Source organism: Neorhizobium puerariae (genome assembly GCF_042429745.1).
Taxonomy (GTDB): domain Bacteria; phylum Pseudomonadota; class Alphaproteobacteria; order Rhizobiales; family Rhizobiaceae; genus Neorhizobium; species Neorhizobium puerariae.
In genome coordinates this window covers 68,669-95,297 of record NZ_JBHMAA010000024.1, presented here as the reverse complement: position 1 = coordinate 95,297, position 26,629 = coordinate 68,669, and the positions used below count along the sequence as shown (strand labels likewise).

The 26,629-nt window shown below is 63.1% G+C and carries 24 protein-coding genes and 1 pseudogene; 12 read left to right on the top strand and 13 right to left on the bottom strand.

Annotated elements, in window-relative coordinates:
- Positions 1 to 5 precede the first annotated feature (5 nt).
- A complete protein-coding gene (locus ACFFP0_RS20025) occupies positions 6 to 1,031 on the bottom strand; it encodes a LacI family DNA-binding transcriptional regulator (RefSeq protein WP_377263964.1) in 1,026 nt (341 codons plus the stop codon).
- 129 nt (positions 1,032 to 1,160) lie between these two features.
- On the opposite strand from ACFFP0_RS20025, the gene ACFFP0_RS20020 reads away from it, so the two are divergent.
- Positions 1,161 to 2,690, top strand: coding sequence for an alkaline phosphatase D family protein (locus ACFFP0_RS20020; RefSeq protein ID WP_377263963.1), 1,530 nt, complete (start codon positions 1,161 to 1,163; stop codon positions 2,688 to 2,690).
- 93 nt (positions 2,691 to 2,783) lie between these two features.
- Here ACFFP0_RS20020 and rnd read toward each other — a convergent pair whose 3' ends face one another.
- The 3 genes from rnd to ACFFP0_RS20005 all read right to left on the bottom strand — a co-directional run bounded on the left by rnd (position 2,784) and on the right by ACFFP0_RS20005 (position 5,754).
- Positions 2,784 to 3,929 carry a ribonuclease D gene (gene rnd, locus ACFFP0_RS20015; protein WP_377263962.1) on the bottom strand — a complete coding sequence of 382 codons (1,146 nt, stop codon included), beginning with the start codon at positions 3,927 to 3,929 and terminating at the stop codon, positions 2,784 to 2,786.
- Between the two features lie 78 nt (positions 3,930 to 4,007).
- Positions 4,008 to 5,246: an MFS transporter gene (locus ACFFP0_RS20010; protein WP_377263961.1), complete on the bottom strand. Its 1,239-nt coding sequence runs from the start codon at positions 5,244 to 5,246 to the stop codon at positions 4,008 to 4,010.
- 151 nt (positions 5,247 to 5,397) lie between these two features.
- Positions 5,398 to 5,754, bottom strand: a complete 357-nt coding sequence (locus ACFFP0_RS20005) for an antibiotic biosynthesis monooxygenase (protein WP_377263960.1) — start codon at positions 5,752 to 5,754, stop codon at positions 5,398 to 5,400.
- 128 nt (positions 5,755 to 5,882) lie between these two features.
- Here ACFFP0_RS20005 and ACFFP0_RS20000 point away from each other — a divergent pair, with 128 nt between their 5' ends.
- Positions 5,883 to 6,815 carry a LysR family transcriptional regulator gene (locus tag ACFFP0_RS20000; protein ID WP_377263959.1) on the top strand — a complete coding sequence of 311 codons (933 nt, stop codon included), beginning with the start codon at positions 5,883 to 5,885 and terminating at the stop codon, positions 6,813 to 6,815.
- A gap of 104 nt (positions 6,816 to 6,919) precedes the next feature.
- Complete coding sequence (gene aspS, locus ACFFP0_RS19995) at positions 6,920 to 8,710, top strand: aspartate--tRNA ligase (protein WP_377263958.1); 1,791 nt, start codon at positions 6,920 to 6,922, stop codon at positions 8,708 to 8,710.
- A 108-nt stretch (positions 8,711 to 8,818) separates the two neighbouring features.
- On the opposite strand, the pseudogene ACFFP0_RS19990 reads toward aspS, so the two are convergent.
- From ACFFP0_RS19990 to ACFFP0_RS19980, 3 genes and pseudogenes are all read right to left on the bottom strand, one after another.
- A pseudogene (locus ACFFP0_RS19990) lies at positions 8,819 to 9,966 on the bottom strand (serine hydrolase domain-containing protein).
- A 39-nt stretch (positions 9,967 to 10,005) separates the two neighbouring features.
- Positions 10,006 to 11,016, bottom strand: coding sequence for a lysophospholipid acyltransferase family protein (locus ACFFP0_RS19985; protein WP_377263957.1), 1,011 nt, complete (start codon positions 11,014 to 11,016; stop codon positions 10,006 to 10,008).
- 7 nt (positions 11,017 to 11,023) lie between these two features.
- Positions 11,024 to 12,439, bottom strand: coding sequence for a cytochrome P450 (locus ACFFP0_RS19980; RefSeq protein WP_377263956.1), 1,416 nt, complete (start codon positions 12,437 to 12,439; stop codon positions 11,024 to 11,026).
- Between the two features lie 200 nt (positions 12,440 to 12,639).
- Here ACFFP0_RS19980 and ACFFP0_RS19975 point away from each other — a divergent pair, with 200 nt between their 5' ends.
- Positions 12,640 to 12,960 carry a DUF1236 domain-containing protein gene (locus ACFFP0_RS19975; protein ID WP_377263955.1) on the top strand — a complete coding sequence of 107 codons (321 nt, stop codon included), beginning with the start codon at positions 12,640 to 12,642 and terminating at the stop codon, positions 12,958 to 12,960.
- A gap of 67 nt (positions 12,961 to 13,027) precedes the next feature.
- On the opposite strand, the gene ACFFP0_RS19970 is transcribed toward ACFFP0_RS19975, so the two are convergent.
- A complete protein-coding gene (locus ACFFP0_RS19970) occupies positions 13,028 to 14,218 on the bottom strand; it encodes an aq_1923 C-terminal domain (protein WP_377263954.1) in 1,191 nt (396 codons plus the stop codon).
- Positions 14,219 to 14,448: 230 nt separating this feature from the next.
- Here ACFFP0_RS19970 and parC point away from each other — a divergent pair, with 230 nt between their 5' ends.
- The gene (gene parC, locus ACFFP0_RS19965) at positions 14,449 to 16,725 is read left to right on the top strand and encodes a DNA topoisomerase IV subunit A (protein ID WP_377263953.1); all 2,277 of its coding nucleotides are present in this window, start codon (positions 14,449 to 14,451) and stop codon (positions 16,723 to 16,725) included.
- On the opposite strand, the gene ACFFP0_RS19960 is transcribed toward parC, so the two are convergent.
- From ACFFP0_RS19960 to hemB, 5 genes are all read right to left on the bottom strand, one after another.
- The gene (locus tag ACFFP0_RS19960; protein WP_377263952.1) at positions 16,726 to 17,115 is read right to left on the bottom strand and encodes a type II toxin-antitoxin system death-on-curing family toxin; all 390 of its coding nucleotides are present in this window, start codon (positions 17,113 to 17,115) and stop codon (positions 16,726 to 16,728) included.
- On the bottom strand, positions 17,112 to 17,333 hold the full coding sequence (locus tag ACFFP0_RS19955; protein ID WP_377263951.1) for an AbrB/MazE/SpoVT family DNA-binding domain-containing protein: 222 nt from the start codon (positions 17,331 to 17,333) through the stop codon (positions 17,112 to 17,114). The genes ACFFP0_RS19960 and ACFFP0_RS19955 overlap by 4 nt, the downstream gene beginning before the upstream one ends.
- 71 nt (positions 17,334 to 17,404) lie before the next feature.
- On the bottom strand, positions 17,405 to 18,166 hold the full coding sequence (locus ACFFP0_RS19950) for an arginyltransferase (RefSeq protein ID WP_377263950.1): 762 nt from the start codon (positions 18,164 to 18,166) through the stop codon (positions 17,405 to 17,407).
- Between the two features lie 128 nt (positions 18,167 to 18,294).
- The gene (locus ACFFP0_RS19945) at positions 18,295 to 18,753 is read right to left on the bottom strand and encodes an RDD family protein (protein WP_377263949.1); all 459 of its coding nucleotides are present in this window, start codon (positions 18,751 to 18,753) and stop codon (positions 18,295 to 18,297) included.
- 59 nt (positions 18,754 to 18,812) lie between these two features.
- On the bottom strand, positions 18,813 to 19,826 hold the full coding sequence (hemB, locus tag ACFFP0_RS19940) for a porphobilinogen synthase (RefSeq protein WP_377263948.1): 1,014 nt from the start codon (positions 19,824 to 19,826) through the stop codon (positions 18,813 to 18,815).
- A gap of 143 nt (positions 19,827 to 19,969) precedes the next feature.
- On the opposite strand from hemB, the gene ACFFP0_RS19935 reads away from it, so the two are divergent.
- The 7 genes from ACFFP0_RS19935 (at position 19,970) to ACFFP0_RS19905 (ending at position 26,626) form a co-directional block, all read left to right on the top strand.
- Entirely contained in the window at positions 19,970 to 20,401 is a 432-nt protein-coding gene (locus ACFFP0_RS19935; protein ID WP_377263947.1) for a DUF6163 family protein, read from the top strand.
- Between the two features lie 240 nt (positions 20,402 to 20,641).
- Positions 20,642 to 21,157, top strand: coding sequence for a transcriptional regulator LdtR (gene ldtR / locus ACFFP0_RS19930; RefSeq protein WP_377264338.1), 516 nt, complete (start codon positions 20,642 to 20,644; stop codon positions 21,155 to 21,157).
- Positions 21,158 to 21,596: 439 nt separating this feature from the next.
- Entirely contained in the window at positions 21,597 to 22,928 is a 1,332-nt protein-coding gene (locus ACFFP0_RS19925; RefSeq protein ID WP_377263946.1) for a L,D-transpeptidase family protein, read from the top strand.
- Positions 22,929 to 23,105: 177 nt separating this feature from the next.
- Positions 23,106 to 24,395: a serine hydroxymethyltransferase gene (gene glyA, locus ACFFP0_RS19920; RefSeq protein ID WP_377263945.1), complete on the top strand. Its 1,290-nt coding sequence runs from the start codon at positions 23,106 to 23,108 to the stop codon at positions 24,393 to 24,395.
- Between the two features lie 17 nt (positions 24,396 to 24,412).
- Positions 24,413 to 24,892 (top strand): transcriptional regulator NrdR, encoded by a 480-nt coding sequence (nrdR, locus tag ACFFP0_RS19915; RefSeq protein WP_377263944.1) that lies wholly within the window; start codon positions 24,413 to 24,415, stop codon positions 24,890 to 24,892.
- 4 nt (positions 24,893 to 24,896) lie between these two features.
- Complete coding sequence (gene ribD, locus ACFFP0_RS19910) at positions 24,897 to 26,012, top strand: bifunctional diaminohydroxyphosphoribosylaminopyrimidine deaminase/5-amino-6-(5-phosphoribosylamino)uracil reductase RibD (RefSeq protein ID WP_377263943.1); 1,116 nt, start codon at positions 24,897 to 24,899, stop codon at positions 26,010 to 26,012.
- Positions 26,012 to 26,626 carry a riboflavin synthase gene (locus tag ACFFP0_RS19905; RefSeq protein ID WP_377263942.1) on the top strand — a complete coding sequence of 205 codons (615 nt, stop codon included), beginning with the start codon at positions 26,012 to 26,014 and terminating at the stop codon, positions 26,624 to 26,626. The genes ribD and ACFFP0_RS19905 overlap by 1 nt, the downstream gene beginning before the upstream one ends.
- Positions 26,627 to 26,629: the final 3 nt, after the last annotated feature.

The window sequence follows — 26,629 nt, the reverse complement described above, 5'->3', positions numbered from 1 at the left end:
GAGGATCAGCGGAACGGCGCCGTCGAGCCGCGAATGACGATATGGGTCTCGATGGTGCGGAGTGGCGGGGCCCCGCCGCCCTCGTTCCGTTCCAGCACGGCCTCGACCAGCGTCTCGCCGACGATATCGGCGGGGATGGCCACGGTGGTGAGTTCCGGCTCCATCAGGCGCGCAAGATCGATATCTCCGATCCCGACGACGGAAATGTCGCTGGGCACGCGAAGCCCGAGGCGGGCCGCTGCGCGATAGACGAGCGGCGCCAGAAGGTCGTCGTCGCAGAGGATGGCGGTCGGCCGGCTTGCGCCGGACAGCAGGGCGGTTAGCCGTTCCGAAGCTGTCGCGCCGAAGGCTTCCTCGATCTCGAAACGAGAATCGAAGGGCAGGGCGTGTTCGGCAAGGGCTTCGCGAAAGGCCAGGGCGCGAGCCCGGAATGGGACTGCCGCCATGTCGAAACCGAGCCGTCCGATCCGCCGGTGGCCGAGGCCGGCAAGGTGACCGATGGCGCTGCGGACCATTGTCGCGGCCGGAATGAAGACGGCGGCATCGCCGGGCTCCATGCCGTCGGCGACCACCACGGTTGCGGGCACGAAGCCGCCGGCGGTCGGTGTCCACGGGTTTTCCCAGACGATCAGGCCGTCGAACGTATGCGCGGCGAGGCTTTCGAGCAGCCGCTCGCCGTCTCCCGGATCGTCGCCCGCGTTGATGAGCACGACCGCATAACCTCTGGCGCGCGCGGCCATGGCCGCAGCCTTCAGCACGGCGGCGAAGTAAGGATTGGCGGCGTTCGGCACGGCAAGCGCAAGCAGTCGCTCGGTGCCGAGCTTCAGCGCGCGCGCCGAGGCGTTCAGCCGGTATCCGAGAGCGTTGGCCGCCGAGAGAACGGCGTCTCGGGTGGCCGGATTGATGCGGCCGGAATCCTTGCCGGAAAAGACCAGCGATACCGTCGATTGCGATACGCCCGCCGCGCGCGCCACATCCCGGCTGGTCGGCCCTCGCATGCGCCGGTCCTGACGCTCACCCTGACTGTTCATGCATCTCTCCGATATGGCGGCGATTATCGCGGATATCTGGCGGCCGGCAACAAGGCCGACAGTCAGTCATACGTATGACATGCGGTTTCTGTAAAGCCACTTCCATCCAGTTCCAAGGGGGTAGATATCATGAAGAGACGTCACTTTGTCGCTGGCGCCGGCCTGGCATTGGCCGCGCCTTCGCTGATCATCCGCAATGTCGCGGCACAGGCGCTCGCCTCGGGCGCCGGTTTTCCGTTTTCGGTCGCCAGCGGCGATCCGACGTCGGATGCCGTCGTGTTGTGGACGAAACTCGCTCGCGCTGCCGATGACCTGACACCGGTCGCCAACGGTTCGGTGGAAGTCGAATGGATCGTCGCCAATGACGAACGGCTCACCGATATCGTCCGCCGCGGCGTCGGCATCGCCCGGCCGGAGTTCGGCCATTCGGTGCATGTGGATGTCGAGGGCCTGCAGCCCGACCGCTGGTACTGGTATGCGTTCAGGCTGGGCGGCGAGATGAGCCCGGTCGGGCGCACCCGCACCCTGCCGTCCGCCTCCGCCGCGCTCTCGCGTTTCCGCTTCAATGTGGTCTCCTGTCAGCACTGGGAGAACGGTTATTTCGACGCCTATGACGGCATGGCGGAGGACGACGCTTCCTTCGTCCTGCATCTGGGCGATTATATCTACGAGGTCGGACGCGGCGGGGTGCGCTCGCATGAAAGCAAGACGGCGCCTGCGAATCTTGATGACTATCGCCGCCGCCATGCCCTCTACAAGACCGATGCGGCGCTGCGCCGCGCGCATGAACGCTTGCCCTTCATGGTGACGCTCGACAATCACGACGCGCTGACGGAGAACACCGACGACATGGCGAAGCTGAAGCTGCGCGCCGCCGCCTATCAGGCCTGGTACGAGTTCCAGCCGGTTCGGAATGCGCCGCTGCTATCGAGCCCCGCCATGCCGATCCTGCGCGGCCGCGATATCGGCGGCCTTCTGCGCCTCAGCATTCCCGACACCCGCCAGTTCAAGGATTCCGAATCGGTTTGTGCGGCAGGCACGGACAGGAATTTCGCCTTCGGCGTGTTCCAGAAGGCCTGCGAAGCGAGCGAGGCCGCCGGTCGTTCCATGCTTGGCGCTCCGCAGGAGACTTGGCTCGACGAACGGCTGAAGACCTCGCAGGCGCGCTGGAACGTGCTCGCCTCGACGGTGATGATGACACCCTTCGACATGGATCACGAGGGCGCGCTTTATCGCTATCTTCAGTCCTGGGATGGTTATCCCGCCGAGCGTGCGCGCATCCTTGACCAGATCGAAAAGTATCGGGTCAGCAACCCAATAGCGATTGCCGGCGACATCCATTCCAATCTCGTGTCCGACGTGGTCCGCCGGGCGGGGGACGATCCGAAGACGGCATTGATGAGCGAATTCGTCGGCACCTCGATCAGCTCGCTCTGGCCCGAGCCGCTTGCAAAGCCGATGCGGGATGCGTTGCCCGCCAATCCGCATATTCGCCACTACGAATATACCAGGCGCGGTTACCTGCGCATGACCGTGACGGAGGATCGGTGGACGACGGACCTGAGGACGATCGACTTCACCGACAAGCCGGGCGGCAAGGTGTCGACCGACAGGAGCTTTGTCGTGGAAAACGGCCAGACGGGCGTCAAGGCGGCGTGACGCGCCGCTGGAGCGCCGTGCCTCCTTTCGGAGGCGAAAAGGCGCTCGAACCTGAACTTACGTGTCAGGGCGGAGGAGTTTGAGGCGGGGGAGTTAAAGCTCGACCGCCTCGACCTTCTTGTTCACGAAGCGGAGCGCCACCCCCCCCTCGATCAGCTTGAGGGCGGTATCGCCGAAAAGGTCGCGCCGCCAGCCGGAAAGGGCGGCGACATCCGCATTCTCCCCCTCGGAGGCGATCTTTTCCAGATCGTCCGTATTGGCGATGACCTTCGCGGCGACGCCCTGCTTGTCGGCGATGAGCTTGAGAAGAACCTTGAGCAGTTCGACGGCGGCGGCGGTGCCTTCCGGCACATGCACATGTTTCGGCGGATGCGGCATCTCGGCCTTCGGAAGCGCCAGCGCGGCATTGACCGCCTCGATGATCGCCGCGCCGGAGGCGGAGCGCTCCCAGCCCTTGGGGATCGTGCGCAGCCGCGACATGGCCTCCGAGTCCTTCGGCTGCTGCTGCGCTATTTCGTAGATCGCGTCATCCTTCAGCACGCGCGAGCGCGGCACATTGCGGTTGCGCGCCTCGCGCTCCCGCCAGGCCGCCACGAATTTCAGGACGGCGAGCTCGGTCGGTTTCCGCAGCCGTGCCTTCAGCCTGAGCCAGGCGTCGTCCGGATGCAGGTCGTAGGTCTCCGGAGATTCGAGAATCGCCATTTCCTCGGTCAGCCACAGGGCGCGGCCTTCCCGTTCGAGCTGGTCCTTCAGCGCCAGATAGACATCGCGCAGATGGGTGACGTCGGCCAGCGCGTATTCGAGCTGTTTTTCCGAGAGCGGCCGGCGGCTCCAGTCGGTGAAGCGCGAGGACTTGTCGATATGGACGTTTTTGATGCGGCTGACGAGTTGGTCGTAGGAGACCGAGTCGCCGAAGCCGCAGACCATGGCGGCGACCTGCGTGTCGAAAATCGGATGCGGCACGAGGTTGCCGAGATGGTGGACGATCTCGATGTCCTGCCGCGCGGCGTGAAAGACCTTGGTGACCGCAGGATTTGCCATCAGCTCGAAGAAGGGCTTGAGGTCCAGCCCCTTTGCGAGCGGATCGACCAGCACTTCGGCAGTCGGGCTTGCCATCTGGATCAGGCAGAGTTCCGGCCAGAAGGTCGTCTCCCTGAGGAATTCTGTGTCGATGGTGATGAAATCCGATTGAGCCAGCTTGGCGCAGGCTTCCTCGAGGGCTGCTGTGGTTTCGATCATTGTTTCATTCGCGTACGGAGGATCAACCTTCCTTTCCCGTCCCGCGCCATATGTCAATACAAGGAAGGAACTTAAGTCTTACTTGGGCTCGTCTTTATCGGATGGCCCGGCGAGCCTGTTGAAATAGGCCGACGTTCGAAGCAGCGCGCGGAAGCGGCCCGGACGTTCCGACGGAGGCACCGGGGGACGGGCCTGCATGCGGCGGATGGTGAAGACCATGAAGCCCGCGAAGATGAAGGATGTATAGGCGAAGAAGGCGCGGGGCCCGTAATATTCGAGCAGCATCGAGGCGAGCAGCGGACCGATCGTCGCGCCGATCGACCAGTAGAAGAGCAGGCCCGCCGAGACCAGCGCGTGCTGGCCCTCCTTGGCGTAATCGTTGCCATGCGCCGAACAGAGCGAATAGAGCGGCATGGAAAAGGCGCCGAACAGGAAGACGCTGACGATGTTGGCGGTTTCGCTCGTGCCGGCGCCGAACGAGAGATAGGCGCCGGTGATGATCGAACCGATCGTCGTCCAGAGGATGACGCGGCGGCGGTCCAGCTTGTCGGAATAGACGCCGAGCGGATATTGCAGCACCACGCCGCCGATGATGCCGGCGCTCATGAACGTGGCGATCGAGGTGATGCTCATGCCGATCTCCTCGGCATAGATCGGCCCGATATTGCGGAAGGCCGCCATCGACAGGCCGACCGAGATGACGCCGACCACCGCAAGCGGCGAAATCCGCCAGACTGCCTTGAGGTCGAAGGCGATCGCTTCCGGCGGCGCAGGACTGGATTTGTCGGCAAGCGAGATCGGCACGAGCGAGAGCGTCAGCGCGATCGCGATGATGTTGAAGACGAGCGGTCCTTCGACGCCGACGGTTGGAATGATGTATTGAGCCACCGTCACCGAACCGAGATCCACGAAGCGGTAGATCGACAGCGTGCGGGCGCGGTTGGCATTGGTGACCTTGGCGTTGATCCAGCTCTCGACGGTGGCGAAGAGGCTTGCGACCGCGATGCCGGTCACGAAACGCATGGCGAACCAGAAGGTCGGGTCCATGATCATCGACATGGCGATGGCTGCGGCAGCCGAAACGGAGGCCATGGCCGAGAAGGTGCGGATGTGGCCGATGGCACGCAGGAGCCGCGCCACGTACATGCAGCCGATCGCAAAGCCCACGCTGTAGCCGGCGCCGATCATGCCGATGATCGACGGCGAAAAGCCCTCGGCGGAGCCGCGCAGTGCGATATACGTTCCCTGAAGCCCGTTGCCGCCGATCAGGATGCCTGCGGTGACGAGGAGGGGGATCAGCGGACGGATGTGGTTCATGATGCCGAGGAAAGAATCGCTGTCGAGGATGACCGGGCATTTCTATCGTATCGACGATGTCCAAGACAGGCCATAAACGACCTTATCGCGCCTCTTCGGGACTTTTGTCGTCGGCAGCGAAGCCCTGCAGGCAGGGCTTCGCCGGATGGCGCTAGCTTTGCCGGTCGAGCTTGGGCAGGACGAGATCGCCGACGGAATATGTGTGGAATTCGAATGTCGCGACCTCGTCGAGCTTGCGGAATTTCTCCCGGAAGACCGGATCGGAGAAGAATTCGTCCACATTGCCGGCATCGCGGATGGCCTCGATGTTCACCACCGTCTTGCCGTCCGAGCTTTTGGCGAGATTGCTCCAGAGAAAGCCCGCCTTCCGTTCGGCGACGTAGTGAACGACGTCCTGGATAACGCGGAAGGCTTCCTCCTGCTTGCCGGGATGGGCATGGATGACGTTGACGATGAAGGTGGTCGGTTCCGGCGCTGCGGAGAAATGGGCGGGAAAAAGCGTATCCATCAATTGAATCCTTTCGGTCGGAAAAGCGGTCCTGGCCGCACCGGAACTGGATACAGAGGGGATGATCGCGGATAAATAATCCGGTATTCACGACAGTGCGGACATTTATTCTGCAATCGGGAGTGAAGATGGACAGGTTGGGAACGCTGGGGATATTCGTCCAGGCGGCCGAGGGCGGCAGTTTCGTGGCCGCCGCGCGCCGGCTTGGAATATCGAGCTCCGCCGTGGGCAAGGCGGTGGCGAGGCTGGAGCAGGAGATGGGGGTGCGCCTTTTCCATCGCTCCACGCGCAGCATGACGCTGACCGAGGAGGGCAGCTATTTCCTGGACACCTGCCGGCGCATCCTGTCCGAATTGGATGCGGCCCAATCGGAGCTGTCGCGGTTGCATGCGGCCCCTCGCGGCGTTCTGCGCGTCAGCCTGCCGCTGGTGGGGATACTGCTGATGCCCACGATTTCGGCTTTCATGCGGACCTATCCTGAAATCACCATGGATCTCGATTTCACCGATCGCCTGGTGGATGTGATCGAGGAGGGGTTCGATGCCGTCGTCCGCACCGGCGAAGTCCGCGATACGCGGCTGATGAGCCGCAAGCTCGGGGTGTTCCGTCACCGGATCGTTGCCTCGCCCCGCTATGTCGAGACATGGGGGCGGCCCTTGGCGCCTCGGGACCTTCTCGATCACAAATGCCTGCACCACCGTTACCCGAGCAGCGGCAAGCTTGAGCCCTGGCCGCTGGCCGCCGAAGACGGCGACGCGCGGCTTGCCCTGCCGGTCGCCGTCACCGCCAGCACGCTTGAGCCGATCATCCACCTTGCCGAGGAAGGTTTCGGCATTGCCTGCCTTCCGCCGTTCGCGATCAGGCCGCAGCTCGACGACGGGCGGCTCGTCGCCCTGCTCGATGACCATATCGTCCAGACGGGAACGTTCCGTGTGCTTTGGCCGACAAGCCGCTTCCTGTCGCCGAAAATACGCGCCTTTGTGGATTTCATGGCCGATAATCTCGTCGTGGACGGTTCCGTGTCCGCGCCCGCCGCGGCCGCGTCCACCGCCAAGCCTTGACAAATCGGGCGGTCCATGCGCTTTTCGCGCCGATTTTCCATCTGACCGGCCGGCAGCGCTTCGCATGCCGATAGCCGTAGACGCACCAGTCCAGGATTCTTGAAATGCATCGTTACCGCAGCCACACCTGTGCCGCCCTTCGGAAGTCCGATGTCGGTTCCACCGTCCGCCTGTCCGGTTGGGTGCATCGCGTGCGAGATCACGGCGGTGTCCTCTTCATCGACCTGCGCGACCACTACGGCATGACGCAGGTCGTCGCCGATCCGGACAGCCCGGCCTTCAAACAGGCCGAAACCGTGCGCGGCGAATGGGTGATCCGCATCGACGGCGTCGTGAAAGCCCGTTCCGAAGACACCGTCAACAAGGGCATGGCGACCGGCGAGATCGAGCTTTATGCGCAGGAGATCGAGATTCTCTCCGCCGCCCGGGAGCTGCCGCTGCCGGTCTTCGGCGAGCCGGACTATCCGGAGGACGTGCGCCTCAAATACCGGTTCCTCGACCTGCGCCGCGAGACGCTGCACAAGAACATCGTCAAGCGCACCCAGATCATCTCCGCCATGCGCCGCGAAATGGGCAATGTCGGTTTCACCGAATACACGACGCCGATCCTGACGGCCTCCTCGCCGGAAGGCGCGCGCGACTTCCTGGTGCCGAGCCGCATCCACCAGGGCAAGTTCTTCGCGCTGCCGCAGGCGCCGCAGCAGTACAAGCAGCTTCTGATGGTTGCCGGTTTCGACCGCTACTTCCAGATCGCGCCGTGCTTCCGCGACGAGGACCCGCGTGCCGACCGTCTGCCGGGAGAGTTCTACCAGCTCGACGTCGAAATGAGCTTCGTGACCCAGGAAGATGTCTGGAACACGATGGGCCCGCTGATGACCTCGATCTTCGAGGAGTTCGCCGAAGGCAAGCCGGTCACCCAACAATGGCCGCTCATTCCCTATGACGAGGCGATCCGCAAATACGGTTCCGACAAGCCGGACCTCAGGAACCCCATCGTGATGCAGGCCGTGACGGATCATTTCGCGGGTTCCGGCTTCAAGGTCTTCGCCAACATGATCGCCTCGAACCCGAAGGTCGAAGTCTGGGCGATTCCGGCCAGGACCGGCGGTTCGCGCGCCTTCTGCGATCGCATGAACGCCTGGGCGCAGCAGCAGGGCCAGCCGGGCCTCGGCTACATCTTCTGGCGCAAGGAAGGCGACAAGCTGGAAGGCGCAGGCCCGCTTGCCAAGAACATCGGCGAGGAACGCACGGATGCGATCCGCACCCAGCTCGGCCTCGATGACGGTGACGCCTGCTTCTTCGTTGCCGGCGATCCGGACAAGTTCTACAAGTTCGCCGGCGAGGCGCGCAACCGCGCGGCCGACGAGCTGAACCTGATCGACCGCGACCGTTTCGAACTGTGCTGGATCGTCGATTTCCCGTTCTTCGAATATAACGAGGACGAGAAGAAGATCGACTTCGCCCACAACCCGTTCTCGATGCCGCAGGGCGGCCTCGAGGCGCTGGAAACGAAGGAGCCGCTGGCCATTAAGGCGTTCCAGTACGACGCGGTCTGCAACGGCTTCGAGATCGCCTCGGGTTCGATCCGCAACCAGTCTCCTGAAACCATGGTCAAGGCCTTCGAGATGGTCGGCCTCAGCCAGCAGGACGTGGAAGAGCGTTTCGGCGGCATGTACCGTGCCTTCCAGTACGGCGCTCCTCCGCATGGCGGCTGCGCCTTCGGCATCGACCGCATCGTGATGTTGCTCACCGGTGCGAAGAACCTACGCGAGATCACGCTCTTCCCGATGAATCAGCAGGCACAGGATCTCCTGATGGGCGCGCCTTCGGAAGCAACCCCGACGCAGCTTCGGGAACTGGCGCTCCGCATCATTCCTCCGCAGAAGAAGGACTGAACCCTTCCCAAAAAGCCCGGCCGAAAGCCGGGCTTTTGATTCGGTCTTCAGGCATTGCTCCCTGCGCCTGCCGATGCAGGGCCGCTTCGTGCTTCTGCCGGAATTGCCTCAGAGCGAGTCGTCGACAGCCTTTTTCAGGTCGAGGGTGAACTGGCCCCACATGCCCTCCAGCGTGGTGTTGGTCAGCCCCACGACGGTGATCCTCTTGCGCAGGTCCATGAACCAGTGATGGCCGTAGACGCCACCCCATTGCAGGGTGCCGGGCGAAACCGGGAGGCCCGCCTTCGCCGGGTCCAGGACGATCGCCCAGCCGAAGCCGAAGCCCATGCCCGGCCGCGTCGGCTCCAGAAGCCCGCCGACCTGATTCGTCGTCATGGTCTTGACGGTTTCGGGCTTCAGCAAAGGCGCGCCGCCTTTCCGGATGGTTTCCAGCACGGCCAGCACGTCGCCGGCCGTCCCCGCCATGCCGCCCCGCCGGAATGGAAGGAGCCCGGGTTGAAGATGCGGTCGGGCGCAAATCGCACCGATCCGGTCAGCGCAAAAACCTTTGCTGTTTCCCCCATCCGCTGCGGCTCGGGCACGCCGTCTATATAGGCCGCGGCGAGGCGGCTGCGGTCGGTGACGGCAAAAGCCGTGTCCGAAAGGCCGAGCGGCCGCATGACGAGGTCGGCGACCGTGTCGCCGAGGCTCATGCCGGTCTCCTTCTCGATGACGCCGCCGAGCACGTCCATGGAGACGGAATATTGCCAGCCGGCGCCCGGCTCGAAGAGCAGCGGCACGGAGGCGATGCGGTGGAGATTGTCGGCAAGCGACAGGCCGGGCCGGTCGAGGCCGTCGGAAACGCCGGCCTGTTCATAGGGACCGTTTTCCGCGGCAAAGCCATAGCTGAGGCCGGACGTATGGGTCAGCAGGTGGCGGATGCGGATGACGGGTTCGCCTCCATCGGCAAGACGCGGCCGAAAGTCCGGCAGCCATGTCGTCACGGCATCGTCGAGGCCGATCCGCCCTTGTTCGACGAGGCGCATCGCGGCGATGGTGACGATCGGCTTTGTCACCGAGGCAAGGCGGAAGATCGTATCCTCCCTGACGGGCAGGCCGGCCTCGCGATCGGCAAGGCCCGCGGCGCGGCGATAGACGATCTCCCCGTCCCGGGCGGCCAGAACCACGGTGCCGACCAGCCGCTTCGAGGCGAGGGCGGCATCGATCGCCCCGTCTATGGCCGGGTAGGTTTCCTGCTCGCTCTTTTCAAAGGGCATATCCGTCAAACCTCCTCTGCTGATGGGTTCCGGTATGAATCAGAGCGGGACCATCCGGTTGTCAATGAAGAACCACTGGCCCGGATGCGCGGCGATGACCGGTTCCACGACGGCGTTGAGCAGGATCACGTCTTCGAGCAGCCGGCTTCCCGGCGTGTCTTCGGGAGGCAGATCCACCGCCGGCAAGGCGTGGAACGTGAAGCGCGTGCCGCCCTCCCGTGTCAGATAGACGGGGCGGATGAGGGCGCCGGTCTTGCGCGCCATCCGCGAAACCAGCGCATAATTGCTTTGCAGATGCGGCCGGCGGCCGAAGAAGGGTGCGCGCATGACGCCGCCGAACCCTTCGTCGCAATAGATGAGCAGCCTGCCGCCGGATTCGAGAATCCTGAGCGCAGGCCGGACATAGCTTCTGCCGGGAGGCAGCAGGCCGAGGCCGCCGCGCCTTCGGACGCGGTTGGCGATCCACCGGTGCGAAGGGCGCTTCGGCGGGTCGTAATTGGTGGTGACGTCGAGCCCCATGTTGACGAGGCATTGCCACAGGATTTCGAGGTTGCCGGTATGGAAGCCGATGAAGATCACCGGCCGGCCCGCGCATTCCTTCACCAGGTTTTCGGTGCCTGCGAAGCGGATGTTCCGGCGGCTCGCTGCAAGCCGCTGGACGACCGAATATTCGGTCCGCTGGCGCCCCTGGATTTCGGCGAATTCCTCCGCCCACCGGTCGATCTGGGCTTCGGAGGCGTCCGGGCGGATGGTCCTGAGATTGCCCCGCACGCGGGAGAGGGCCTTCTTGTGCCAGCGCGGCACCGCGAAACGGCCGAGGTGGCTTCCGATCTTGGAGACGAGGCTTGCCGGCAGGAGCTTGAAAGCGAAGAATAGCAGGATTTCGGCGGCATTGCCCAGGTTGTCGCGCAGCCAGAAATCCAGGAAGCGCCGCCTTGCGTCGCCGCCGGCAAAGAGGTCCGCAAGCACCGGAGAGCCAGCTTCCTTGTAAAGCCATGCCTTGCGCTTGGTCGGACCCGCGGCGGGCGGCGTCTCCTCTGTCTCGGCCATCCGTGCCTCACCGCCGGTGCAGCGTGACGGGCAGGCCGCCGCGTGGGCGGAGCGTCAGCCGGCAGATGGGCTCGACCTCGTGATCCTCCGGCACGCGCAGGCGAAAACGCTGGGCAAGCACGGCAAGGCAGAGGATTGCCTCCGTCAGGCCGAACTGCAGGCCGGGGCATATGCGAGGGCCGCTCGCGAAGGGGATGTAGCTGTAGGGCGTAGGCCGTTTCCCGCTGAGGAAACGCTCGGGCCTGAAGAGATGCGGGTCCTGGAAAAGCGAGGGGGTCCGGTGCAGGACCCATGGCACGATCAGGACGAGGGAGGCCGGTTTGACATCCAGATCGCCGATCCGGTCGGCCTCCTTGGCCTGCCGGGCCAGGATCGGGACCGGCGGGTAAAGCCTGAGCGTCTCCTCGATGACCGCCGTGCACCATTTCAGGTTCGCCACATCGGCGACGGTCGGCACGTTGCTGCCGCAGACGGCCTCGATCTCCGCATGGATCGCCTCCTCGATCCAGGGTGCCCTGGAGAGCAGATACCATGCCCAGGTCAGCGTCGCGGCGGTGGTTTCGTGGCCGGCCATGAAAATGGTCGCGGCCTCGTTGCGCAGCGCCACCACGTCGAGATTGAGCTCCGGATTGCGTTTCTGCCGGCGGATCAGCAATTCCACCATGGAATTGTCGTCGCCCTTGCCGGCCAGATGATCCTCGATCACCCGGTCGATGATGCTGTGGATGCGTTTGACCGACCGGCGCAGCGACGGCGTCCTGAAGAGGGGCAGGCCCTCGTCGAAACCCAGGAAATAACCGATGTTGATGGAATCGATCAGCGCCTGGTAGCTGGTGAAGCCGTCGGTCACCATGCCGGCGCTTTCCTCGCCGAGGTCGTTGCCGAAGACGCTGCGCGAGATGATTTCCGCCGTCAGGCCGGCCATCTCGTAGAGCGCGTTGACGGAAGCGCCTTCGCCGAGCGTGGTCCATCGCTCGACGAGTTCGAGCGATGTGTTCTTCATGATGTCGCCGAAGGCGGGAACGCGATGCTTGTGGACGATGTCGGCGACCAGCGGACGCCGTTGTTTCCAGGTCTCGCCATCCGAGATGAACAGGCCGTCGCCGAGAAGATATTCGAGCGCCCGGCGCATCTGCGGTGTCTTGCGCTCGAAATTCTCGTGCCGCGTCGCGACCACGTATTTGATCGCCTCGGGCGAGTTTACGGCAACGATCTGCCGCCTGAGGAGCTTGATGTCGCGGACCGCTTCCTTGTGATCGTTCTGTCGCCAGATCGACAGGAAATCCCGGCGCGCTGTCATCAACCGTTGCAACTGGTTGCCGGGCCGGCCGTTGTAATACGAAGGGTGGGCAGGCTCAAAACGCTTGCGGGAGCTGTCGAGCCTTTCGATCGTCTGGGTTTCGGCGGCGAGCCACGACAGCATGAAACTGGAAGCCTTTCACTGATGACGGCGATGCCGGCCCTGGGGGATTGAGTGCCCCTGCCGCGCCGCACAACGGTTTTCGCTTGCGTCGCCCCGTGGCGTCAAGGTGCCTTGGTTGCATTCGCCAAGCGCCGGAGAGCGCCGGGAACCATCTTTCCGACTGTGTTGTTAGGACGGGTACAAATACAGGGAGAAAGAACATGCACAAGACATTGATGGCCGCCGGCGCGGCTCTGATTGCTCTTTCCGGCGCCGCCCATGCCCAGACGCCAGTCATCACGCAGGACCCGGTCACCACGAATTCGACCGTCGTTCTTCCGGGCGAGGTGCGCACCTATGTCCTGGAGCAAAGGGTGCCGTCCGTGACCTATGACGGGACGATCGCAATCGGTGCGACATTGCCGGACACGGTGGAGATCCATGAGGTCCAGGGCCATTCGGACTATGCCTATACGGTGGTCAACGACCACCGCGTCATCGTCAATCCGCAGACGCGGGCTGTGATCCAGGTTCTGGAATGATGCAGATTCCTGCGGGAATAATGGAAAACCCGGCGAGCGATCGCCGGGTTTTGCGTCGATGACGGGATCAGTCGTTGGCGCTGACCTTGACGCCCAGCACCTGCGGCAGGGTGTTCGGCGCGCCCATGGCGGCTCCCATGATCATCGGGAAGGGCACGCCCTTGTCCGGCTCGGCGGTGATCGTGAAGCTGCCGGGGTTGTCGAGATAGGTGTTGACCGCAGCGCTCAGCATGTTCTGCAGTTCCGGTATGTTGTATTGCGCGAGCAACATCGGGGTCATGCCCTTCAGCATCTGCGCCATCTGCGCGCCTGTCGTCCCCTGCTGCTTGCCCGCATAGTCGAGAGCATGCTTGGTGATGCCGGCATCCTCGAAGCGGATTTCCGCGCTGTTGAAGGTGAGACGCTGCATGAGGCCGAGCATGGCGAGGCTTGCGGCCTGCTGTGCCTCTTCCTTGTTGGCGTTCGATTCCATCGCCTTGGCTGTCTCGTTCGCCGATTTGATGAAATCCAGCGTGTAGCCGGAAATGCTGAAGGTGAGGTTGAGGCGGCCGATCTTGGCGAAATCGAGCGCATATTCGTCGATATCCAGCGTGCCGTCCTCGAGCGCCCAGCTTCCCTGCATGGTCACCTTGCCGTCCAGCGAGGTGATGCCGAGTTGCTGGAGCGCATCCCTGGCGCTGGCATCCTCGACGAGGCTCAGGTCGCTCTTGATGCCGTTGGCCTGGAGATCGAAGCCGATCGAGGAATTGTCGTCGGCGACTTCCGAGGTGACGTTCATCTCATCGACGGAGAAGGCGGGTTTGCCGTCGATCGTGGCGGCCATCTTGCCCACATGCGCCTCGTCGTAGAGCAGGATGGCGTCGAGGCCGCCCGACGCCGGATTGGACGGAACGACGAGCCCGCTCATGGAAATGTCCGAGGCGGTGATGGTAACCTTGTCCTGCGTGACGTTCAGGTTGTCGAACGAGACGGTTTCAGCCGTGTAGCCGCCGTCGTCCTCCGCCACGCCTTCGAACTTGATCGTCCCGAGCGGCAGGCTCGGCTGCCCGGACGGGGCGGTGAACCTGGCGTTGGTCAGCGTCACTTCCGAACCGCTGACGGCGACCGATTCCGCGGAGAGGCTGCCGCCGCCTTGCGCCGAAATCGCTCCGTTGATCTTCGCGACGAGGTCGTTGCCGTCCAGGGCGAGCGCCGGGCCTGCGAATGTAAAAACTGCAACGCCGGCGGAGAGAAGCCGGGCCTTGGTCGAGTATTTCATCGAGTTTCCTCCTGGCGGGCAAAGGTCCGGCCCGCGGTCTTTATCGTTGGACGGCGCACTTATAGGCAAGCTTCCGGAAACGTCCATGATTTTGTTCCATGTTTCTTCCGGCAAAATTGCGGCCGATATCTCAGGGTAAAGGAAGCCTGAACCACCTTCTCTATATTCATCCACAGCCTGATTCTCCCGGCTTTCTTGCCGGGAATCAGCCTTTCAGCTAGTCAAGGCCTATGGGACAGATCGTAAATCCGCCCGGTGACGGCGGCGACCACATTCTTCCGGTGGACCTCAAGGCGGCGCTCGAGGAGCGCTATCTCGCCTATGCGCTGTCCACCATCATGCACCGCGCCCTGCCGGACGTGCGCGACGGGCTGAAACCCGTCCATCGCCGCATCGTCTATGCGATGAGCGAAATGGGCCTTCGCCCGAACTCGGCCTTCCGCAAATGTGCGAAGATCGTGGGCGAGGTGATGGGTAACTATCACCCGCACGGCGACCAGGCGATCTACGACGCGCTGGCGCGCCTCGCGCAGGACTTTTCGCTGCGCTATCCGCTGGTCAACGGGCAAGGGAATTTCGGCAATATCGACGGCGACAGCCCGGCCGCCATGCGTTACACCGAAAGCAAGATGACGGCGGTGGCCGAACTCCTGCTGGAGGGCATCGACCAGGATGCGGTCGATTTCCGCGATACCTACGACGAATCGAATTCCGAGCCGATCGTTCTTCCCGGCGCCTTCCCGAACCTGCTTGCGAACGGCGCTTCGGGCATCGCGGTCGGCATGGCGACCTCTATCCCGCCGCACAATGCCCATGAGCTCTGCGATGCGGCGCTGCATCTGATCAAGCATCCCGATGCGACGGTCGAGAAGCTCGTCGAATTCATTCCGGGGCCTGATCTGCCCACCGGCGGCATCATCATCGACAGCCGCGACCAGATCATCGAATCCTACAAGACCGGCCGCGGCGGGTTCCGCGTGCGTGCCAAATGGGAAACCGAGGATCTCGGCCGCGGCGGCTATCAGATCGTCGTCACCGAAATTCCCTTCCAGGTGCAGAAGTCGCGGCTGATCGAAAAGATCGCCGAACTGCTGCTTGCCCGCAAGCTGCCGCTGCTCGAAGACGTGCGCGACGAATCGGCGGAGGACATCCGCGTCGTGCTGGTGCCGAAGAGCCGCACGGTCGACGCGACGCTGCTGATGGAATCGCTTTTCAAGCTCACCGAGCTGGAAAGCCGACTGCCGCTCAACATGAACGTCCTTTCCATGGGACGCGTGCCGAGGGTCATGGCCCTCAACGAGGTGCTGGTCGAATGGCTGGCGCATCGCAAGGAGGTGCTGATCCGCCGTTCGCGGCATCGGCTGGCGGCCATCGACAGGCGCCTGGAGATCCTGGGCGGCCTGTTGATCGCCTACCTCAACATCGACGAGGTGATCCGCATCATCCGCGAGGAGGATGAGCCGAAACCGGTCATGATGGCGCGCTGGTCGCTGACCGACGTGCAGGTCGAAGCGATCCTCAACATGCGGCTGCGCGCATTGCGCAAGCTCGAAGAGATCGAGATCCGCACCGAGCATGACAACCTCACCAAGGAAAAGGCGGATATCGAGGCGCTGCTCGCTTCCGACGACAAGCAGTGGCGGATGATCGAGGTCGAGATACAGGACGTCAAGAAGCAGTATGCCAAGGCGACCGAGCTCGGCCGCCGCCGCACCCAGTTCGCTGAGGCGCCCGACGCCGATGTCGAGGCGATCCAGCAGGCGATGATCGAGAAGGAGCCGATCACCGTCGTCGTTTCGCAGAAAGGCTGGATTCGCGCCCTGAAGGGGCATATTTCCGATACGTCCAGCCTGACCTTCAAGGAAGGGGACGGGCCGAAGCTTGCCTTTCCGGCGCAGACCACGGACAAGCTGCTGCTCGTCACCACCGGCGGCAAGGCCTATACGCTCGGCGCCGACAAGCTGCCGGGCGGCCGTGGTCACGGCGAACCGATCCGCATCATGGTCGACATGGAAAACGACCAGGACGTCCTGACCGCCTTCGTCCATGACCCGTCGCGCAAGGTGATCCTCGCCTCGACCGCGGGCAACGGCTTCGTGGTCGCCGAAAGCGAGATGGTCGCCAATACCCGCAAGGGCAAGCAGATCATGAATGTCGGCGCGCCGGAGAAGAACAAGGAAGGGATGCGGGACGAGGCCAAGCTCGTGGTGCCGGTGACGGGCGATCACGTCGCGATCGTCGGCGAGAACCGCAAGATGCTGGTCTTCCCGCTCGCCCAGCTTCCAGAGATGACACGTGGCAAGGGCGTGCGCCTGCAGCGCTACAAGGATGGCGGCATTTCCGACATCAGGTGCTTTGCGATGGCCGATGGCCTTTCCTGGGAGGACAGCGCCGGCCGTTCGTTCACCCGCGGCAAGGACGAGCTTCTGGAATGGATCGCCGACCGCGCCACGGCCGGCCGAACCGTTCCGAAGGGTTTTCCCAGAAGCGGCAAGTTCGCAGGATGATCAGGTGAGGGGAACGGTGTGATCGCGCAAGAAACGCGTCGCACCGTCCTCGTCGATTTCGCCGGCGGCGACGGCCAGGACAAACTCGATGACTTCGGCTTGGGTGGCCTCGATGAGATAGCCGTTGATCACCAGGAAGGTGAATGCAGCCAGATAGGCCGTGCGTTTATTGCCGTCCGAGAATGGATGATTGCGCGCAAACCCATAAAGATATGCGGCAGCCAGCACATGGATGTCCTCTTCCCCATAGGCATTTTTGTGAAGAGGGCGGGCGAGAGCTGCTTCCAGCGCGTTTTCATCCTTCAGTCCCGGCAGCCCGCCATGTTCCGCCAGTTGCTCCTGATGAATGATCTCGATTGCTTGCCGCAACAGCCATTTGATGGCTGTCACTTCGCAAGCTCCTTCAGGGCGACACGGTATTTCTCCATGCCAAGACGGGCGGCTTTGAGCTGTTCCGCAAGGTCCACCTGTTCGGGGATCAACGCAATATTGCCGTTCTCCTCGCGGATTTCGAAAGTATCCCCGGCCTTCAAACCCATCCGGTCAAGGATTTCCTTCGGGATGATGATGCCTTCGGAATTGCCGATCTTGCGAATGGTGGCGTTCATGGTGCAAACCTCATGTTGTAACGGAGTTATAACATGAGGTTGCTGCCGAAGCAATCACGGCCAGAGGGAGGTTAGCCGTCCTTTTCCGGATCGTAGAGCTCCCAGCCGCGCGGTGTCAGGTGCTCCTGGGGCTGGAAGCGGGTCTTGTAGCCCATCTTCGTCGACCCCTTGACCCAGTAGCCGAGATAGACATGCGGGAGGCCGAGCGCTTTCGTGCGGTTGATGTGGTCGAGGATCATGAACGTCCCGAGCGAACGTTTTTCGAGTTCGGGATTGAAGAAGGAATAGACCATCGAAAGCCCGTCGCTCATCATGTCGGTGAGCGCGACGGCCAGCAATTCGCCACGCGGCTGCTCGCTGATGCCCGAACCCGGCTCCCGTCGGCGGTATTCGATGATCCGGGTATTGACGTGTGTGTCCTCGACCATGATCGCATAATCGAGCGCCGACATGTCGGACATGCCGCCCCGCTGGTGCCGGTCGTCGAGATAGCGGCGGAAGAGCGAGAATTGCTCGGTGGAGGGCTGCGCCGGATAGACGGTCGAAACGAGGTCCTCATTGACCGCCAGCACGCGCCGCATCGAGCGGTTGAGCTGGAAGTCGTGGGCGAGGATGCGGACCGAAATGCAGGCGCGACAGGATTCGCAGGCCGGGCGATAGGCGATGTTCTGCGACCGCCGGAAGCCGCCCTGAGTGAGCAGGTCGTTCATCTCGGCGGCGCGCGGGCCGACCAGATGGGTAAAGACCTTGCGCTCCATCTCACCCGGGAGGTAGGGACAAACTGCCGGGGCCGTCAGATAAAACTGCGGTGAGGGCGTTGCCTGGGTGTTCATTGCGTCGCGGTGGTCCCGTCTTTATTCTCGTAAGCATCTACCATGGCGCATAAACGTAAAACGTCAACCATGTGCAGCGTCGTGCGGCAAGGCTTGCACGATAAAACTTCATGATAGGGAGCGGAGCGTCACGCGGTACGGACGATGACCGTGCCGAGCAGCAGGTCGTGCACGAGGCGCGAGCGCTCCGTAAAGAGGCCGACCAGCAGGATGAGCGGCGTCAGCACGGAGTTGATGATCCAGAAGATCACGGTATGGGCGACGGCCGTCAGGAAATCCATCCGCCGGCCGTCGAGGCGGGCCATGGCGATGCCCATCGCCCGCATGCCGGGCGAGGCCTGGCTCGGCCCGCCGAGCGTCAGGCCGAAATAAAGGAGCGCGACGATCACGAAAAGGGCCGGGTAGAGCGCGAAGCCGAGGCCGAGCGTGATGATGCCCAGGAAGAAGACGACCACCGCCGCGGGAATGCATAGCAGCAATACGATCAGGTAATCGATGATGAAGGCGAAGACCCGGCGCGACAACACGCCGCTATAGGCGCGCCAGTCGTCCGGTGCGGCATAGGTCGGGTTCGGGTCGAGGCTCATCGGGTTTCGTCTCCGGTTTCTACCCATGGATATGGGATGAGGCTGCGTCTAGAACAAGGTCAGCCGCTTTTCGCCAGTCTTTTCGCCGCGTCGACGGCGAAATAGGTGAGGATTCCGTCGCAGCCGGCGCGCTTGAAGCAGAGCAGCGTCTCCATCATGATCCGGTCGCCGTCGATCCAGCCGTTCATCGCGGCTGCCTTGATCTGCGTGTATTCGCCGGAAACCTGATAGGCGAAGGTGGGCAACCCGAAGGCTTCCTTGATACGCCAGCAGATGTCGAGATAGGCGACGCCCGGCTTGACCATCAGCATGTCGGCGCCTTCCTCGACATCGAGGGCGGCGTCGCGGATGGCCTCGGTGCCATTCGCCGGCGAGATGTAATAGCTGTTCTTGTCGCCCTTCAGCAGGCCGCTCGTGTTGATCGCCTCGCGATAGGGGCCGTAGAAGCCTGACGAGAACTTCGTCGCATAGGACATGATGCCGACATCCTGGTGCCCGGCGGCGTCGAGCGCGCGGCGGATAGCGCCGATGCGGCCGTCCATCATTTCCGACGGCGCGATGATGTCGGCGCCGGCATCGGCCTGCATCACCGCGGCCTTGACGACCTGTTCGACCGTTTCGTCGTTGACGATCACGCCGTCGCGCAGGATGCCGTCATGGCCGTGGCTGGTGAAGGGGTCGAGCGCGACATCGGTGATGACGCCGATATTCGGCACGGCTTTCTTGATCGCGGCGGTCGCCTGGTTGATCAGGTTGTTGGCGACGAGGCTGTTGGAACCCGTCTCGTCGCGCAGCTCCATCTCGATATCGGGAAAGGTGGCGATCGCCGGGATGCCGAGACCGGCGGCCTCCCTGACGGCTTCCACGGCCTTGTCGACGCTCATGCGGCTGACGCCGGGCATGGCGGCGATCGGATCGACGATCCCCGATCCGGGGACGATGAAGATCGGCCAGATGAGGTCATCGACGGTAAGCCGGCTTTCCTGCACCAGCCTGCGCGTCCAGTCGGCCTTGCGGTTGCGCCGCATGCGGCGGTGGCCGGTGATCTCGTCGACCAGATGCGTCTTGTCCATGGCTGCTGCCTCCATTCTTCCCGTCTTCTTTCCGTCGTGCGGGTCCATACCACGGGGGACGTTGTTTGCGAATGGGCGGGATCGCCGCAGCGTCGTCGCGATCCCGGTTGGCGACGGAGGCCTCTCGCGGCTAGAGTGGCGTCATGGAACCTGATTCACTGAGCGTGCCGAAGCGCACCATGACGGAAATCCTTTACGTGATCTTCCTGCGGTTGATCGCTCTCATCTGCTTTTGGTTCGGCCTGCAATACTGGGCGATGCTGGTCGGCTATTCCCTGCACGGCATGGCGCGCTTCGATCTCCTGAACACGCCCTGGAAGGTGGCGGCATCGTCACTGGCCGTACTTTTCCCGGTCGCTTCGCTCGGCCTGTGGCTCACCGTATCCTGGGGACCGGTGCTCTGGGTGATCGCCGCGGTCTCGCAGGTCCTCATGTATATGATCTGGCCGGATATCTTCGGACATAACCGGCTCGTGCCCCTCATGCACGGTCTCGTCGCCGCGCTTTACATCGTTTTTCGCCTCTCCTTATGGATTGAAGCGCGCCGGAAAGCCGAACGGGTAAGAATTGATTAACCCTGAAACTAAAGCTTTGGCGGCCGGATTTGGCGGAAAAATTGTCTCTAAGTCATTGATTTATAATGATCGGTATCCGTTGCTCCAGTGGCTGGCATCGGGACGGAGGAATTCGACGAAACGCGGTAAGTTTTTGTTAAGCCTATGTTTTAAGTCGAATTTTATGCGCTTTCGATAGGGTCTCACTCAAGGCGGGCAGAAAACAGACACCGCCAAACAAAACAGAGTGAGGCAGTCATGATGAACACGAAACTGAAGCCGCAGGCGGCACCGGTCGTAGCAGATCCGCATGAAGAAACCATTCGCGCCCTTTATATGGAATCGCTGCATCTGGTCGAACGCCTGCACCGCCGTCTTCTCGATGTGATCAAGGATGAGTTCGACCGCCAGGGTCGCGACGATGTCAACGCCGTCCAGGCTCTCCTGCTGTTCAACATCGGCAACTCGGAACTGACGGCCGGCGAACTGCGCTCCCGCGGTTACTATCTCGGCTCCAACGTATCCTACAACGTCAAGAAACTGGTCGACCTCGGTTTCATCAACCATCAGCGTTCGCGCATCGACCGCCGCTCGGTCCGCATCAGCCTGACGCCGGAAGGCCAGGAGATCGCCGAGACCGTCGCCAGGCTTTATGAGCGCCATATCGGCTCGATCGAAAAGGTCGGCGGCATCGGGGAGGGCGACTTCGCCCAGATGAACAAGCTGCTGCAGCGTCTCGACCGTTTCTGGAACGACCAGATCCTCTATCGCCTGTAATCGGAAAGCCCCGGCGGCCGCCTCATCCACGGGACGGTGGCCGGTGAAAAGACCTCCACAGCGATCGGAACCGGATGCGTCCCCTGCGCCTCCGGTTTTCGCGTTGGAAGCCGGGATGGCCTTTGGGCAGGCAGGGCGCGCGGATCGGCCGGCAGGCCTCCCTCTCGGGCCAGGCCGGACGCACCGCGTTTCGGCGCGGGATCGCCCCGGAGGCAGGCAAAAAAATCACACGCCCACACGGCTTTGTGACGGGACGGCACCTGACACCAATTCGCCATATTGCTATGGGACCCGCAGATGGAAACGGGCCGGCGGGACTTCGCGCTTCACGATACTGCGACAACGAAAACCGGGCTCCATTGGCGCATTCTTTTGCGCATTTGTTAACCATATACCGGTAGGCATTTTCAATGATGCTTGGGACCAGATGGGTAGTATGATGTCGAAGAAGATTGGATCTGAAGCTCTTTCCCGCCGTGCGCTGCTTCGCTCGGCCGTTTCGGCCGGAGCCGCGGCGCTCGCCGCACCTGCGCTCGCCCAGTCGGCGGTCGACGATCTCATCAACGCGCCGCGCCGCGGCACCTGGGACGACCAGTTCGATGCGAAGGCCGCGTCGCGCACCGCCGTCAACGTCGTCTCGAACAATCCGGTCCTCGGGCCTGACGGCCCGGCCAACATCCAGCAGGCGATGCTCGATTATCAGCAAATCGTTTCGAACGGTGGATGGCCGGAAGTCAGCCCCGCTGCCCAGCGCCTGCGGCTCGGCGTCGTCGACCCGTCCGTCCAGGTTCTGCGCCAGCGGTTGATGATCTCGGGCGACCTGCCGCGCGAGGCCGGCATGTCCTCCTCCTTCGACAGCTACGTCGACGGCGCGGTCAAGCGCTTCCAGGCGCGCCACGGCCTGCCGGCTGACGGCGTAATGGGCGAGTTCACGGTCAAGGCGATGAACATATCGGCGGACGTGCGCCTGCGTCAGCTCGAAACCAACATCGTGCGGCTTCAGTCCATGGCTGGCGATCTCGGCTCCCGTTACGTGACGGTCAATATTCCGGCCGCTCATATCGAGGCTGTGGAGAACGGCCGCGTGGCGTTGCGCAACAGCGCGGTCGTCGGCCGTATCGACCGTCCGACGCACGTCATCAACTCGAAGATCTACGAAGTCATCCTCAACCCCTACTGGACCGCGCCGCGCTCGATCGTCGAAAAGGACATCGTGCCGCTGATGCGCAAGGACCCGACCTATCTCACCCGCAACAACATCCGCCTGATCGATGGCAAGGGTGGCGAGGTCGCGCCGGAATCGATCGACTGGTTCGCCCCGAAGGCTCCGAACCTGATGTTCCGCCAGGACCCGGGCAAGATCAACGCGATGTCTTCGACGAAGATCAACTTCCACAACCCGAACAACGAATACATGCACGACACGCCCCAGCAGGGCCTGTTCAACAAGCTGATGCGTTTCGAATCCTCGGGCTGCGTGCGCGTGCAGAACGTCCGCGACCTCATCACCTGGCTTTTGCGGGATACGTCCGGCTGGTCGCGCCAGGAGATCGAGCGCGTCATCTCGACGCGCCAGAACAACCCGATCAGGCTCGCCGTGGAAGTGCCGGTCTATATCGTCTACATCACGGCGTGGTCGGCGAAAGACCGTGTCGTTCAGTTCCGCGACGACATCTACGAGCGTGACGGCAATCAGGAACTGGCGCTCCAGACAACGACCGGCATCGAACGTCCGGCCGGTGCCGCCGACGACGACCTGCTGCCGCAATAAGAGGCGCGTTGTTTCAGGAGATGGGAAGCCGCATCGCGAAAGGATGCGGCTTTTTGGTTTTCAGGCCGCCTTGCCGCGTCTTCGGGCCGGCAAATGTCGCTCTGCCATATTGCTCTGCGAAAGCCGGAGGGCTAAGAGGCGTGATTGCACGCCCACCCTTTTTGAGGAGCTTCGCACATGTCGAACACCAATGCCTTCTTCTCTCGTACTCTCGCCGAATCCGACCCGGAAATCTTTGGTGCGATCGAGAAGGAGCTGGGTCGCCAGCGCCACGAGATCGAGCTGATTGCTTCGGAGAACATCGTTTCCCGCGCCGTGCTTGAAGCGCAGGGTTCGATCATGACCAACAAATATGCGGAGGGTTATCCGGGCAAGCGTTATTACGGCGGTTGTCAGTTCGTCGATATCGCCGAGGAACTCGCGATCGAACGCGCCAAGAAGCTGTTCGGCGTGAACTTCGTCAACGTCCAGCCGAATTCCGGTTCGCAGATGAACCAGGCGGTCTTCCTGGCTCTCCTGCAGCCGGGCGATACCTTCATGGGCCTCGACCTCAATTCCGGTGGACACCTGACCCACGGTTCGCCGGTCAACATGTCCGGCAAGTGGTTCAACGTCGTCTCCTACGGCGTGCGTGAAGGCGACAACCTCCTCGACATGGACGAGGTGCAGAAGAAGGCCGAGGAGCACAAGCCGAAGCTGATCATCGCCGGCGGCACGGCCTATTCGCGCATCTGGGACTGGAAGCGCTTCCGCGAGATCGCCGATTCGATCGGCGCCTACCTGATGGTCGACATGGCCCATATCGCCGGCCTCGTCGCCGGCGGCCAGCATCCGTCGCCGTTCCCGCATTGCCACGTCGCCACCACCACGACGCACAAATCGCTGCGCGGCCCGCGCGGCGGCGTCGTCCTGACCAATGACGAGGAACTGGCGAAGAAGATCAATTCGGCCGTCTTCCCGGGGCTTCAGGGCGGGCCGCTGATGCACATCATCGCCGCCAAGGCTGTTGCCTTCGGCGAAGCGCTGCAGCCGGAATTCAAGGATTATGCGGCCCAGATCGTCAAAAACGCCAAGGTGCTCTCGGAAACGTTGAAGGCGGGCGGCCTCGACATCGTTTCCGGCGGCACCGACAACCACCTCATGCTGGTCGACCTTCGCAAGAAGAACGCCACGGGCAAGCGCGCGGAAGCGGCTCTCGGCCGCGGCTACATCACCACCAACAAGAACGGCATCCCCTTCGACCCGGAAAAGCCCTTCGTCACCTCCGGTATCCGCCTCGGCACGCCGGCCGGCACGACGCGCGGTTTCAAGGAAGCGGAATTCAAGGAGATCGGCAACCTCATCATCGAGGTTCTCGATGGCCTGAGGACGGCCAATTCCGACGAGGGCAACGCTACGGTGGAAGCCGGTGTGCGCGACAAGGTCGTGACGCTCACCAACCGTTTCCCCATGTACCCCTATATGTAAGTCCCTGAGGAGAGGCGATGCGCTGCCCCTATTGCGGATCGGAAGACACGCAGGTCAAGGATTCGCGTCCGGCGGAGGATTTCACGTCCATCCGCCGGCGGCGCATCTGTCCGGATTGCGGAGGCCGCTTCACCACGTTCGAGCGCGTACAGCTCCGCGAGCTGATGGTCGTCAAGAAGACCGGCCGCAAGGTGCCTTTCGACCGCAACAAGCTGGTGCGTTCCTTCCAGATCGCCTTGCGCAAGCGGCCGGTCGACAACGACCGGATCGAGCGGGCGGTCTCCGGCATTGTCCGCAGGCTTGAAAGCTCCGGCGAGAGCGAGATTTCCTCGGAGGAAATCGGCCTGCAGGTTCTGGAGGCATTGAAGAGCCTGGATGACGTGGCTTTCGTGCGCTACGCCTCCGTCTACCGCGATTTCTCCCATGCGGAGGACTTCGAGAAGGTGATCTCCGAGATCAATGCCAAGATTGCCCGCGATCCCGGCATGGAGCCCTGAGCGGATGGGTGCGGCCGACGACCGGCGGTTCATGGCGCGGGCGCTCGAACTGTCGCGCCGCAATACCGGCCTGACCGGCACCAATCCCTCCGTCGGCTGCGTGATCGTCAAGGATGGCGAAGTCGTCGGCGAGGCGGTGACCGCCCCCGGCGGCCGTCCGCATGCCGAAACCCAGGCGCTCGAAAACGCCGGGGAAAAGGCGAGGGGCGCGACGGCCTATGTCACGCTCGAACCCTGCTCGCACTACGGCAGGACGCCGCCCTGCGCCAACGCCCTGGTGGAAGCCGGTGTCGCACGCGTGGTGGTTTCCCTGACCGACCCGGACCCGCGCGTTTCCGGCCGGGGGCTGGCGATCCTGCGCGAAGCGGGCATCGCGGTGGAGAGCGGCCTGATGCAGGACGAGGGGCGCAGGGCGCTTGCGGGCTACCTCATGCGCCAGACGAGGGGGCGTCCCTATGTGACTCTGAAACTTGCCGTTTCCGCCAATGGGAAACTCGGCCGGCGCGGCGAGGAAGTGTCGATCACCGGACCGGACGCGCGCAATGCGGTGCATCGGCTGCGGGCGCAGTCGGATGCGATCCTGGTCGGCATCGGGACGGCGCTTTCCGACGACCCGGAACTGACCGTCCGCATCCCCGGCCTCGAAGACCGTTCGCCCGTCCGTATCGTGCTGGACCGGCGGCTGCAGCTTCCTCCCGAGTCGAAATTAGTCCGCACGGCGAAAGACGTGCCGGTGATAGTCGTGGCCTCGTCTCGTTCGATCATGCCTCGTTCGACCATGCCGGACGGGACCGAAGGAGATGAGCCGGTCGACAGGCGCAAGGCGCTGGAAGGCTCCGGCGTCGAGATCATGGATTCCTCGGACCTCGACGTTCTCCTCGCGGTTTTCGCCGCCCGGGGCATTTCCTCGCTTCTGGTCGAGGGCGGCGCGCTCGTCGCAAAAGCCTTCCTCGATGCCGGTCTGGTCGATCGCATACTGCTCTTTCAGGGCACGGGCGTGGTCGGGACGGGCGGGCTTGAATCGCCGGTCACCCCATCCGATATGCCGCAGGAGTTCAAACTGATACGCGAGGAGGCTTTCGGGCCTGACCGCTGCTTCGAATACGAAAGGGGTTTCTGATGTTCACCGGAATTGTCACGGATGTCGGCACGGTCGAGCGGCTTGCGCCCATGGAAGAAGGCATCAAGCTTCGCATCGCCACCAGTTACGATCCGAAGACGATCGACATGGGGGCATCGATCGCCCATGCCGGTACCTGCCTGACGGTCACCGGGCTTCCGGCGGAGGGCAGCAACGAACGCTGGTTCGAGGTCGAGGCCTGGGAAGAGGCGCTCAGGCTGACGACGATCGCGACCTGGAAGGAAGGCACGCGGATCAATCTCGAACGGTCGCTGAAAATCGGCGACGAACTGGGTGGCCATATCGTTTCCGGCCATGTGGACGGCAAGGCGGAAATCCTCTCCATCGAGTCCGAAGGGGAGGCGGTGCGCATCCGGCTTCGCGCGCCGGAACATCTGGCCCGTTTTGTCGCGCCGAAGGGGTCGGTGGCTCTGGACGGGACTTCCTTGACCGTCAACGCGGTCGAAGGCACGGATTTCGATGTGCTTCTGATCCGCCACACGCTTGCCGTCACCACCTGGGGCGAGCGCAAGGCGGGCGACTTCGTCAATTTCGAGGTGGACACGATGGCGCGTTATGCGGCGCGGCTGGCGGAATTCCCCGCGAAAGCCTGAGCT